The following is a 12,375-nucleotide window of genomic DNA, read 5'->3' on the forward strand; positions in this document are numbered from 1 at the left end:
CGCGGGTGAATAGTTACCATTCTGGCACTTGCCGAACCTTCATCCATACCAATTCTCACTCCCAAGGATTTCTGGGAGAGTTTAGCTTTTTTACGCGCTTCTTTGAGTCGCGCTGGGATTGGGTTAGTAAATGACATTTTCGGTTCATGTGTGAAAACCTACAGTAACTAAGATTTTCTTAGTTTTATCGATTTCTGTATACTAAGCAATCCTTAGTTTTTTGTTCTACAAGAGTTGTAAATGAAACGTTCGACGAAAATCAGTGCGATTATGCACAAGTTATTGATTGAAAAAGGTATGGATGGTTTTTCGGTTATTGAACTACGCGACGCCTCTCTTTCTGTTTGTGATCATAGGAAGGTGCCTGATGAGGCAAGAAAAATACTCTACAGACAAATCCTTCGTTTTGTGAGTAACGGTTGGCTTGAAAGTGAGGGAGAAGGACGAGATAAAAGATACTTTCAAACGGATTTATTTCGCTCTCTTAATGTGAAACCCAAAGGAGAACGGAAGAATGCCTCCTCTCCAGCTAAACCCACTTCAGATTACTCGGTATTGCGCCATGAGCGAAACCAGTACAAAGCTGAGTTAGAGATTGTTCTGGGTGAGATCGACGAGTACCAATCGCTCAATCGTCGTTTCCCTGAACTGGAACAGAGGCTCTATCCAATGTTGCAGCAAGCGAGAGATCGCTCAGCACATCTATTTGGTAGAGTTAATGTACTAACCAACGTAATTAACACCATCTTTTCGGATGTTGCCGAATGTTGAGGAAATGGCAGCAAGAATGCTCTGAAAGAGCGTTACAAAACTACAAAAACATGCAACACCACTTTTTTTGCCAAGCCACTCCAGGAGCAGGGAAAACAGTATTGGCGGCACATATTGCTTCCAGATTGTTGAAGGATGACATGGTTGATCTTGTTTTGTGTTTTTCACCTTCGCTAACGGTATCAGATGGGATAAAAAGAACCTTTTCAGCAGTCCTCAATTGCACTTTTAATGGTGGGCTGGGTTCGATTGGGCAGTCGCTTACTTACCAATCTATTCAATTTCTCAGCGAAGAGTTTTGGCAGACAATACGTAACTATCGAGTATTTGTTGTGTTTGATGAGATACACCATTGCTCTGGCTCCGAGTATGAGAAAGCGAACGTTTGGGGACAACAGATCCTTACCAAGATTCAGGGACTGGCTACCTATACATTAGCGCTTTCAGGTACACCTTGGCGTTCAGATGCATTACCGATAGTGGTAGCGCGGTATAGCGACCCCGATGGGCAGATCTTGGTCGACTATCAATACACTCTCAAACAAGCCGTCGCTGACCATGTATGTAGAACACCACGAATTGTACTCGTAGACAATGAACACCTGTCGATAACTAGCGACGGAAAAGAAGAATCGTTTTCATCGATTCTAGAGATGTTAAAGCAGACTAAAGTTCCTTATCGGAGCGTAATTCAAAATGAAGAAGCTATGGAATATCTGCTTGGACTTGGTTGTAGAAAGCTAGCGGAGATACGTAATCAAAATCAGAATGCCGGAGGGCTAGTCGTTGCTTCTTCTGTTCAACATGCCCAAGAGATTAAAAAGATACTTTTGCATAAGTATCAACAAACTGTTTCTATCGTGACCTATCGTCATGAGGCTCCTTTAGCTGAGATTGAACGTTTTCGGAAGAATAGTACTCAGTGGATAGTCAGTGTGGGGATGATTAGTGAAGGTACGGATATACCAAGGCTTCAAGTTTGTTGCCATATCAGCTCGGTTAAGACAGAGCTCTACTTTAGGCAAGTGCTGGGGCGGATTCTACGAGTGAGTCATGCCTCGCACCAACAGGCTTGGTTATTCACGTTCGCAGAGCAAAGCTTGATAGATTTTGCCGAGAGGATAGAACAAGATATTCCAGAATCTTGTATGTTCACTAAGGCAGGCACTCCTGAAACTTTCGCAGCAAGTGAATCAGGACGAAAGGAAGTTGCTAAAGACCTCAATATTGGTCTCGTAAGCAGCAATGCTGACTTGAGATGGAATGGTGCTGCTGACCTCGGTAGTATGGTAAATGGTGCTGCTAGTCTTGCTTATGAGGTTCAGTTTAATGGGTTCAAACAGCGTATCATTTCAGCGTTTCAAACAGCTTAATAATGGATAAATGTGAGCTATTTAGTTTGCGATTTATCGTTGAGACTCAAATGCAACCCGCTAATCGTCTTGTTAATACAGTGTCCGAAAAGATATCACATCACGTGGTAGTAGTTTTCTTCCACCTTTGGGCGTAGTTAAAGTGTTGCTGATTCGAAGTTGTAAACAATATACCTCAACCAACAGTCAGCACACCAACCCTAATGATAAACCTGCTCCGTCTCCATCTTATGCACCCACCCGACGAAACGCACAGCCTCCTCCAAAACTGTAGTATCAAAGTTCACCGACAGATCCGTGTCAGCCATTGCAATCAAAAACAGAATGTCGAGATCAGAGAGCCCATTGACCAGGTGCCAATCTATTTCATCCGATTCGTACTTTTTGATAGCTTTTCGCAAAAGGGTAAATAGCGGGGGGAGTTGTTGGTTCGTAACCAACTCCGCCGTATTGACCAGCGACAGTAGTAATAGTTTCGTATACATGGGAACCAATCTATCAGACTATCTAACAAAATTAGTTTGGAAACAGTATGACCTTGTGTGACGTCGGCCAAGATTAGTAAACTGCTCCGCTCAGCATGGCTCTTCCGTGGCTATTTGATTATAATTAAACTGTATATATAACCAGTTATGAGTGTATGTATAAGTCAATTCACATAGTTAGATCCTATCGCGTCGACAGGATAAACGAACATGGACCGATTGGGCACAATCGACATAATGACGGAACGGTAGAAGCTTTGCTCAAGAACGGCAAAACGTTTGCCGTTCCCTTTGGTGGCTTTATTGAAGGTAGTAATTTAGTTGGCCTGAAAAGGGTAAAGCTACTCCATATCCGCTACCTCTGCGACGACGAACAGGCACTAATACCAAGTTATCAGATACCGAAAAATCATTACTTGGTTGGAGTTTTTCTTGAACGCAAGCTTTATGTCTTGCTTCTTGATGGTCAGCCAAAGCACTTTCCTGATAACAACGCTGATTTTGACGGAAAGAACAATGTGGTTAGGTTGATATAAGATGTCCGGTGTAGAACAGGCTTTCTCATGGTTGACTCGGTTTCTAGGGCAAACCTTACGTTATGGCTAGTAACTCAGTACGCCATAAATTTATTAATCCACCATGGTATGTGATCATTAACATGCAGAAGCACTTTCTAAATCAAATTATAAGGATTCAAACTTCAGTGAATTTGAAAAAGCTCGATAAGTTGGGGGTGGATTATAATAACTTTGATTCTGGTATAGAACGTTCTGTTAGGTGCACATGGGCCCTACATATGTATATGCAACATGTGTTTCGTGCAAAGCTTTCAGATTCACTTGTTCAAGAGTTCAACAGAGTTAATGAGACTTTGGGGGTCACAGTACAGAGCATTGATTTAAATGACTACAAACATGACTTTACGACATCAGAGACTCTCAATAAATTGATTGAGGAAAATGAATATCCTAAGTTCTTATGGATTTACGGTATGGGTGCTTTAAGAAACTCCCGTTTTTCAGGTTGGTTACGTTCTAAGTTAGCCGTGAGAGCCACCAAAAACCTGAGAGTGGTTTTTGTTGCTGATTCTCAAGAGGATTATCGGTTTTTTTTTTGTGACCAGAGAGCTCGCTTTTATCAATCTACGATGCCACTTCACATACATACTAGTGACTAACCCTGCACAGAAGCGACAAACCGGAGTTGGTTGTTCCGAAAACAAGGAAAGGTCTGACTCAGAGCCTTCACCGTCGATGATTTCTAACCAATCGTTGCCCCATTCCGTGCTGGCAACTAGGAAGAAATCCTTCTCGGTTGCCTAAATCACCTTTGCCCCATTCCTGTTTAGAGTTATTACACATAACATTTGTGATCGCGCCCATTTGAGCAAATAATACTTATGCCAACATATTGCGACTAACTACATATACAATGGCTGCAAACAGATCATAGGCAACAGAAGAATTGTTGATCAATGGTAGGTTATAAAATCAAAGGGCTATACAGCCTAGCCCTTTAGAGAGTGGTTATTCGTTAATGTTATCTGGTCTATCGTGATTAGGGTTGTTCCTAGCGTACTCAATACCATTACGTTTGTAGATGTGTGTATCAGGATGCTTACCTTGCTTGACCTCTCGGACTAGCTGCGCTCTACTGATCTCTCCTCGCCCAGTAATTGTATAGCTGTCGTTGCCACTACCATTACCACCGTTACCGTTAATACTCGAACCTTTCGCCATAAATGACTCCTATACTCAAATGAAATACGTTTGTCGTGCATCCAAGAACAGCAATGCAACTTGCTGTTTCACCTCCTAAAGCACTGATTATTATGTATGGGTATACAGTGTCTAATTCAAGGGGGGGGGGGGATTAAAAAAGAAGCAAATCTAATGGTGTGGGTTCAGTACCTAATTTTTACTCCCAGTGTTTTTATATCCCTATCTTGGCTTTCTCGCCCCAGTGACCGTAATAGTGCAATCGCCTGTTGCACAAACCTGTCTGAATCAAAATTGCCCCATTCCGTTTTGGCAACTAGGAAGGATTTCTTCTCAGTTGCTTTCCAATCCACAAGTATTCCTCGCAGTTGAACAGTTGTCTGAGTTGTGAAATCGTTCAGTTGTTGCAGATTATGCAACAACTTCCGCCTGCTCCAATTGTGCAACAGCTTGTTGCACAAATCAGCCTTAGGTACTTCCCAAAAACATGTTGAGATAGCAGTAGGTCTTCGTAAGACTAATTTGGTCAACAGGGTGTTGGACAAACTCTAGTGTTCAATTATGCAAGAGGGTCTTGCACAATTGCGAAACAAGTTGTTTCGTAAATCATCTCTGCCCCAAGACGTGTTTAGTGCGCATGAAACCAACATGAGATTTATTTGTGCAACAAGCTGCTGCACAATTAGGAAATTGGCTGCTTCATCGAATGTCCAACAGGCTGTTGGACAAACTCTAGTAACCAATTATGCAAGAGGGTCTTGCACAATTGCGAAACAGGTTGTTTCGTAAATCACCTCTGCTCCAACCCGGTTCTGATCTCGTCGCTTCGGCAATAGAACTAACTAATGTGCAAAATATGCACACTGCTTATCAAGCAACTATTGAGGATTCCTCGGTAGTTGAACTGTTGCAATTTTTGCAATAGTTGCCCGAGCAACGAGAAAGCTCAGTGATTGAAGATTCTGTAACAACTCATATCTGCCCCAAAACGCGTTTCGAGTATGTGTCCACGCACTTCAATAAGCTGAATTTGACTTAGTTTCTCTTATGCGAGTACAGTTTGTAAGCGGCTGAAGTTTTTAATAACCCAACAATAGAGGTAATGATGGAAAGCTCCGACTGGATAGCCTTACTAGCAGTATTTATCGCATTGTGTTCAGCATGGTTTACCTACAAAACTTGGAGAGAGTCCAAACGAGCAAACATTATTAATGAGATTGCTGTACATCAAAAAGACTATGACCATTTCGTTGAACGTTATCGTGATGAGTTCACTAATTTCGACAAAAATAAAGGCTTAGGTGAGAGCTATGCTGAGGCATGTCGAAAGTCAGCGGCTGATTACCAGCAAGGCTACCGCCATGCAGAAGATAAAATGAAAGAGCTTAGAGCCATGCTTTGAAGAACAAAGTTGCCCAAAGTGGGTATCTCTAATGTTTGTTACAAATCAAGGCAATGGGATGATGATACTTTTTATCATAATGGTGACGGCCAACTGTATAATGTAGTGCTCAGATAATCCACGTAGCAATAGTTAAAAAATGAGAATCTATAAAACACTCTTACTTGCACTCATACTTGCACTTACTGGTTGCGCTTCAGGGTCTGCAATATTAGTAGGTGAAGCAAGAGAGCCTATCGCGCCAGAAAAAGTACGTCTCTATCTCCAAACGCCAGAGTCATATGAGACAATCGCCTTGGTAAATGCTTCAAGTGACGCTGGTTTTACAAAGCAGGATTCAATTGACTATGCAATTGAGGAGCTGAAAAAACAGGCTGCGAAACTTGGAGCAAATGGGGTCTTACTAGGTGTGACTGGTAGCAATAACTCAGTAATGATAGGTGGACAAGGTACCGACTATCAGTACTTGATACCAATCTCTGAACAAACTGTTAGTGGTCAAGCGATTTACGTTGAAAAGCAATAAATCAACCCACTCAGAACCCCATAGCCAGCGTATTTTACGTTGGCCTTTTATCCTTTTTCGTGGTGAGGGGTAAATGTACCAGAGCTTATTGCTCTCTAACTCATAAGCATTATTTAATAGTTTCAACCTCGGGCGTCGTAACAAGCCTTTGCCCCTTTCCGTGCCAGCGACATTCAGCCCATCAACTATAGCGATGCGCTTTGCCTTATTAAATTTTATCTGAGCGAATGTTCAATAACGTCACGGCTACTGAGTAGTTTGCGACTCCAAGCGGACATCCAAGCCTCTGCATGTCCTTAACACGACTCCACAAATAGTAGATGCTTATCTCACGACAACGACAAAGGTAAATAATATGAAACGTGAGATTAGACAGTGGTACGAAAAACCGATAGGTATTATCTTGTTGAATGTGTTAGCAGGTCTCATTGTTGCCATATTGTGCGGTCTATTGATGTGAGGGTTAGATGGAATATAAGAACTTAGATTTGGATGATGAAACTGTAAAAGAACTTGAGGATATGTGGGATGAACAAAGATCTTCTTTCTTTTCATGGTGGGATAAAAGTACAGACAGTTCACCAATTGCTGAACATCCACTTGCCGCTTTAGCATATTGCTTAGAAGCCGGTGTTTATCCTCCTCCATCTGTCTTATTGCAAATAGCCGATACTTATAAAGGGTACGTCCACAAACAAGGAGAAATAGGCTTAGAAGAAGCTTATTTTGGTAAACCAATAAAAGGCATGGGAAATTATGCCGCTAGGAAAGCGAAATCCTCTGATGTGATGATGCTTCACATGGCAATTCAGCTAGAAACACTTACGACGGATGAAAAGAAACGGCGACCTCAGTTAGAGATAGCGGAAGAATACCTTGATAGAAAGGGCTCTGAGGAAGATCCCGAACACCTACTCAGAAAGCTTCGCCGCTTGAGACAAAAGATGAAGTAGCGCACATTAGTCTCAAAGTTAACGTTTCTCTCTAAAGTGTAGCTACTAGCACAGTTCTGCCCCTTTTTGCGTTAGACCTTTTACTCATTCACGGCCTGTTAATTTGTGTTTGCCTTACTACAAGTTATCCATTCAGATAGTGAATCTAGTCAGAGTTTACCGCCAGTATCCCGTTAAGCAATACGGGGTGAAGGTCTCTAGATGAATCTTACTACTTCCATATAAAAGCAATGGCTATATCACTGAGTGCATAAATTTACGATGTTTTTGATATCACATTCTGTTAAATTCTAACAAAAATGTTTAGGACAGTTATTTATGAGTGAAGATATTTTGGTATCAACTACCGAGTCAGAAACACCCCAAGAAAACCCAATTGAGACGTTACGTATATACGACTTAGAGCATGGGGTTGGCTATAAAAAAAGTGATATCGATTTATCTCAAAACGCCGACTTGCTATCGTTTCTTATCAAACTTTCTCAAGAGACGATGAATAGTAACTCTTCTAGATCTTACACTTTTAATGATGAATCTTATGTGGAGTCAGAACTTAGCTCACTCTTGGGTGACCCTGATTTACACTCAACTAATATTGCCGATCACCTTTATGAAGCAGAAGAGAAATCTCGTTTCAAAACATCGGATGGTTCATTCATCATCGCCAAACTAAAAACAGACCAACGGCATTGCTACCTGCTTACGAAACTTGACTTTAAGAAGTATTTTGAAGAGAAAACATACAGACTAAAATCAGGCTTGCCTGAAGATAAAGCGATTTTGAAATCTTGTTTGGTGAACATCAATCAGGATGAGTCTTTTCAAGACGCAATTTACTTAACGGACAAAAATGGTGCTATTTCGTTTTTTTGGCATACCGATTTCTTGGACGCTACACCGCAGCGCAACAACGAAACTAATACTAAAGAAGTTTTTGACTTAGTTGGTCGCTTGCTTCGGAGTAAAGTGAAAAAAGTATCTGAAGCCGACTTCTTTGGTTTAAAAGACTGTGTCAATTCTTACTTCAACACTAAGGAAGTCTTCAATTTTGATGAGTTCATCGATGAGACTATTGATGCATACACTCCTCTGACCGAAGGATTCACAGTTGAAGACTTTGTTTCGAACCTACGTGAAGCGAAAAGAACGAAAGAGTTTGACGGCTCATTTGAAATTGACAAAACGTATATTAAAAAGAAGATCAAAGAGACCATTTCTGTGAACGCAGGTGTCACTCTGATTATTCAAGGTAGCACCAACGATATCATCTATGAAGTCACTCATAATGATAAAGACTACATAATGATTGAAAACAATTCTCCACGCGGACGATTCAATAGAAAAGAACTCGATTAAGATGCCAGTTCAATTTTTTGAAGATGAGAACACTTTTTCTTGTACGTTAACATTAGATGAACAAGATTGGGTAAATCACTTTAATTGCTTTTCCGATACTGTGCTGGGTGCAAGCAATCACTCTGCCAGCTACAACGTGACGGTCTTTCATCTTGGTGAAGAAGAAGAGTCTTTCACGCTTGATGCTCATTCACTCACTAAAACTGAGGCTTGCACTTTGGAGATCTTTCAATTTGAAACCGATAGATCCAAAGTGGCGGTAAAACTTGTTGCAACAAAAGATAACCCAGACCGCGTCTTGCAAATCTACTCAAGTGAACATTTTCTAGCATACCTTGAGTCGAAAAAAATGACGCTTCAATTTAAGTTTATTCTAGCTACTTTGAAGAACAAGTATGACGGTATCAGGCATGTGAATTTTGACGCAGATATATCAGATATATCATTCACACGCGGTGACAGCCATATCCTATCAAACAAGACGCGTGCACTACATGACGTAATTGATATCGAAAGTTGCTACGTAGAGTACTTGAGTGACCTTAATAACAAGTTCTTCAGCGACACTTTATTATTTGACTACATACTTAAGCTTAGAACGTTGGCATCACTTGCTGTGTTATGTCGAAAATGTGCATTAGATAGGCTTAGTTTTGTATTCGATGGAGGCAAAACACTAGACTTAGCGAGCGAAGAAATTGAGTTTTATCATAGCTACGGGCAAGTTATTTACGACATGTACTTGTGGGGTTACTGCGACGAACGGCACCCAACGCGAGTTAGCATTATAAATCACGTAATCGCTCAGCATCAGCATGTTAGGGACTCGTTCAAACGCTATGTGTTTGATGTTTTGGAGTCCAACTATAAGGTCTATATAACTGATAATTTTGAGCAATATGTAGAAGTAACATCGAAACTATCTGACTTTCTTTACGAAACAACAGCTAAAATTGGCGATAAGATTTCTGACAGCATCTCTTCGGCGAGAAATGTACTAATACTTACACTCTCCTACTTTTTCACGATTATTGTCTTTACAGGTATAGACAAAGGAAAAGTAGAGAACGTGTTTAATTTTGAAATTGCCGTTTTATCTACCATTTTCATTCTGGGGGGATTATTAAATCTTCATTGGATACGCAAAGAAATAGTGTCAAACACTGAGCTGGCGCGAACTCAATTGAATGAAATGGTTGATAGATATACCTACTATATAGGTGATGGAGAGCTTGATGAAATAAGGGAATGTAATTCACTATCTCAGGTTGAATCTAAAGCTAAACAACGACGCGTTTATGTATCAACAGCAATAGTCCTACTAGCGTTATTGTTCTTTATTTGGGGAATGTACAGCCTAAAAAGTCCTTTATCGTTTTGGGACTCTATTGTTGCTGATACACAAAAGACAACCGAAGCTCTTACTAATACTGAAAACAAGCCAAAAGACGTTATCGTCACTGGTACAGAACGACAGGAAAAGAGTACTGGCAATGTTAACTCTGCTCACGTAAAGCAACCGGTTGAGTTAGTGAAAACCTTAGAATAAAGCTTCTTTCGGATCTTTTATTTTCATCCTAAACCACCGCCTTTGGCGGTGGTTGTTGTTCTTATGCGCTATTGCCCGAAACACGCCCATGTTAGAAGTAAGTGTAGTGGCTAACAAAAATTGGCCTCTCGATTAGAGGCTTTGCCATACTCCTGATAATTCGTCATAAGCTAAATTAGCAAGAACGGTAACTCAGAATTGTCCAAAAGTGAGTTGGGTGACAAGTGTATATGTGTGTGATCACCAAGCGATACCATCGAAATGACTATCAATTTATAGCAACACCTTAGCTTTTATGACAAGTTTACGCTTGGAAAAGCGTCAAAATCAGCCCGATTTACAAAAAATTATGACAACTGCTATAATTGAGGTTCAAAAAGAGAAATTATTAACCTAACTCACTATTAAAGATAGAGTTTGTTATAAATCGTCAGAAATTGAGTCTGAAAAAACTTCCAAGGGTACAAGCTCATGGGCAAAGTCTATGATGGCTTGCACCGCATTAGCTTCTTGATCAATGAAGAAGGTGTGATTGAGCACGTATTTAATAAGTTCAAGACGAAAACTCACCACGAAGTGGTACTTGATTACTTGAATGTCAAAACGTCTTAAGACACCTTGTTATCCCGAACATTCAATTTAAAAAAGCCTCGCATGTTTCGCGAGGCTTTTTTACTCTTTTCAGATAGCTAAGTGGCGTGCTGAGTGCCATCATCGTGACTTGGTAGTGCGTTCCAAACCGCTTTAACTAGCGTTGCCAATGGTATGGCAAAGAACACTCCCCAGAAGCCCCATAACCCTCCAAATACCAGAACCGCAACGATAATTGCCACGGGGTGTAAATTCACCGCTTCAGAGAAGAGTACTGGTACAAGAACGTTACCATCCAATGCTTGGATAATGCCGTATGCTACAAGTAACCAGTAAAATTGTGGTGCTAAGCCCCACTGGAATAGACCCACCATAGCAACTGGAACTGTAACGGCAGCTGCACCGATGTAAGGGATAAGTACAGAGAAACCAACCAACACGGCCAACAAGACCGAATAACGAAGATCTAGAATAGCAAAAGTGACATAACTTACTGTACCAACAATCAAGATCTCCAGTACCTTACCGCGAATGTAGTTAGAAATTTGCTGGTTCATCTCGATCCAAACTTTATTCGCTAGACGACGGTTACGAGGTAAAACGCCGCTCGCCATGCTGACCATCTCTTCTTTGTCTTTTAACAAGAAGAAAACCAGTAACGGTACTAAGATCAAATATACTGCTAGCGCCGCTAAACTAACAAGCGATGCCAGTGAACCTTTCACTACATTTTCACCCAAAACGAGAACTTTATCTTTCACGTTGCCCATTATGGTTTCAACTAAATGAATTTCAGCGAGATCAGGGTATCGTTCAGGTATCGTTGCGACAAACTGCTGCATGCCGTTATACATATTTGGAATATCATTCAGTAAGTTTCCAACCTGATTCCAAATTGTTGGCACTAATCCAAAAATTGCTAACAGCATTAAACTGATGAAGAGGAGGATGACCGCTACCACTGACAGTGTTCTCGGTAAACCAAGTGCGCATAGTTTGCTAACAGGCCACTCTAATAAGTACGCCAAAACAATCGCCACCAACAATGGAGCAATCAAATTACCGAAGAAGTAGATGGTAATAAATCCAAATAACAGAATTACTACCAAGCTCACTGCATCTGGGTCGGAAAAACGTCGCTTATACCAACGACGGACCATATCTAGCATCAATTAATCATCCTGTTTACGAATATTGATAACGCTCACTTCACCTTCAATCCTATGATTTATTGCTGCATTCTGGATAGATAAGTATTGAAGGACGTCCGAGACTGAGTGTTTGTCGACTAACCTCACCGACAATAGTTGCCCTATTTCAATCTGTTTAAAAGCGCGCTTGACCAAGAGTAATGACATCGGGCATCGCTCTTCCACTAAATCTAGATGCATATCGGTCATACACTTTCCATTTGAACAGCATTGAAACTTAACATATACGCTACGAATCTCTCAAAGTCATCCATTGTAAAGACTTTTGATAGCATACCCAACCAGTAAGTGTTAAAGAAACTATGAATAATGGATATTCACACAAACCAGAGATAACAAAATACAGCTAAGCCCGAGAATGAGAAAACCTTTCCTATCCCAGTTCCGTATGCAAAAATGAATGGCAAGAGGATAAGGTAGGAAACCAAGTTAGGATTTCA

The 12,375-nt window shown here is 40.8% G+C and carries 13 protein-coding genes and 2 pseudogenes; 10 read left to right on the forward strand and 5 right to left on the reverse strand.

Annotated elements, in window-relative coordinates; genetic code table 11:
* Positions 1-137: pseudogene (locus HW45_RS30015) on the reverse strand (helix-turn-helix transcriptional regulator); the annotation flags it as partial.
* Positions 138-240: 103 nt separating this feature from the next.
* Here HW45_RS30015 and HW45_RS14930 point away from each other — a divergent pair.
* Both HW45_RS14930 and HW45_RS14935 read left to right on the forward strand, forming a co-directional pair.
* Positions 241-771, forward strand: a complete 531-nt coding sequence (locus HW45_RS14930) for a hypothetical protein (protein WP_038227849.1) — start codon at positions 241-243, stop codon at positions 769-771.
* Entirely contained in the window at positions 765-2,144 is a 1,380-nt protein-coding gene (locus HW45_RS14935) for a DEAD/DEAH box helicase (RefSeq protein WP_038227850.1), read from the forward strand. Before HW45_RS14930 ends, HW45_RS14935 begins: the two co-directional genes overlap by 7 nt.
* A gap of 200 nt (positions 2,145-2,344) precedes the next feature.
* Here the strand turns inward: HW45_RS14935 and HW45_RS14940 are convergent, their stop codons facing one another.
* Complete coding sequence (locus tag HW45_RS14940; RefSeq protein WP_051868147.1) at positions 2,345-2,629, reverse strand: hypothetical protein; 285 nt, start codon at positions 2,627-2,629, stop codon at positions 2,345-2,347.
* 155 nt (positions 2,630-2,784) lie between these two features.
* On the opposite strand from HW45_RS14940, the gene HW45_RS14945 reads away from it, so the two are divergent.
* Positions 2,785-3,165 carry a hypothetical protein gene (locus tag HW45_RS14945; RefSeq protein WP_038227851.1) on the forward strand — a complete coding sequence of 127 codons (381 nt, stop codon included), beginning with the start codon at positions 2,785-2,787 and terminating at the stop codon, positions 3,163-3,165.
* 167 nt (positions 3,166-3,332) lie between these two features.
* Entirely contained in the window at positions 3,333-3,806 is a 474-nt protein-coding gene (locus HW45_RS14950; protein ID WP_038228001.1) for a hypothetical protein, read from the forward strand.
* Positions 3,807-4,155: 349 nt separating this feature from the next.
* Here HW45_RS14950 and HW45_RS14955 read toward each other — a convergent pair whose 3' ends face one another.
* A complete protein-coding gene (locus HW45_RS14955) occupies positions 4,156-4,368 on the reverse strand; it encodes a hypothetical protein (RefSeq protein WP_038227852.1) in 213 nt (70 codons plus the stop codon).
* Between the two features lie 1,081 nt (positions 4,369-5,449).
* Between HW45_RS14955 and HW45_RS14970 the strand changes: the two genes are divergently transcribed.
* The 6 genes and pseudogenes from HW45_RS14970 to HW45_RS28855 all read left to right on the forward strand — a co-directional run.
* The gene (locus HW45_RS14970) at positions 5,450-5,749 is read left to right on the forward strand and encodes a hypothetical protein (RefSeq protein WP_235225497.1); all 300 of its coding nucleotides are present in this window, start codon (positions 5,450-5,452) and stop codon (positions 5,747-5,749) included.
* Between the two features lie 139 nt (positions 5,750-5,888).
* The gene (locus HW45_RS14975) at positions 5,889-6,275 is read left to right on the forward strand and encodes a hypothetical protein (RefSeq protein ID WP_038227856.1); all 387 of its coding nucleotides are present in this window, start codon (positions 5,889-5,891) and stop codon (positions 6,273-6,275) included.
* Positions 6,276-6,742: 467 nt separating this feature from the next.
* On the forward strand, positions 6,743-7,228 hold the full coding sequence (locus tag HW45_RS14980; protein WP_038227857.1) for a hypothetical protein: 486 nt from the start codon (positions 6,743-6,745) through the stop codon (positions 7,226-7,228).
* 318 nt (positions 7,229-7,546) lie between these two features.
* Positions 7,547-8,584 carry a nucleoid-associated protein gene (locus HW45_RS14985; RefSeq protein WP_038227858.1) on the forward strand — a complete coding sequence of 346 codons (1,038 nt, stop codon included), beginning with the start codon at positions 7,547-7,549 and terminating at the stop codon, positions 8,582-8,584.
* 1 nt (position 8,585) lies between these two features.
* Entirely contained in the window at positions 8,586-10,133 is a 1,548-nt protein-coding gene (locus HW45_RS14990; protein WP_038227859.1) for a hypothetical protein, read from the forward strand.
* Between the two features lie 465 nt (positions 10,134-10,598).
* Positions 10,599-10,745: pseudogene (locus tag HW45_RS28855) on the forward strand (thioredoxin-dependent thiol peroxidase); the annotation flags it as partial.
* A gap of 77 nt (positions 10,746-10,822) precedes the next feature.
* Here HW45_RS28855 and HW45_RS14995 read toward each other — a convergent pair.
* A complete protein-coding gene (locus tag HW45_RS14995) occupies positions 10,823-11,893 on the reverse strand; it encodes an AI-2E family transporter (protein ID WP_038227860.1) in 1,071 nt (356 codons plus the stop codon).
* Positions 11,894-11,896: 3 nt separating this feature from the next.
* Positions 11,897-12,124, reverse strand: coding sequence for a sulfurtransferase TusA family protein (locus tag HW45_RS15000; RefSeq protein WP_038227861.1), 228 nt, complete (start codon positions 12,122-12,124; stop codon positions 11,897-11,899).
* Positions 12,125-12,375 lie beyond the last annotated feature (251 nt).

The sequence above is a fragment of the Vibrio sp. ER1A genome (genome assembly GCF_000733315.1).
In the GTDB taxonomy this organism is placed as follows: domain Bacteria; phylum Pseudomonadota; class Gammaproteobacteria; order Enterobacterales; family Vibrionaceae; genus Vibrio; species Vibrio mediterranei.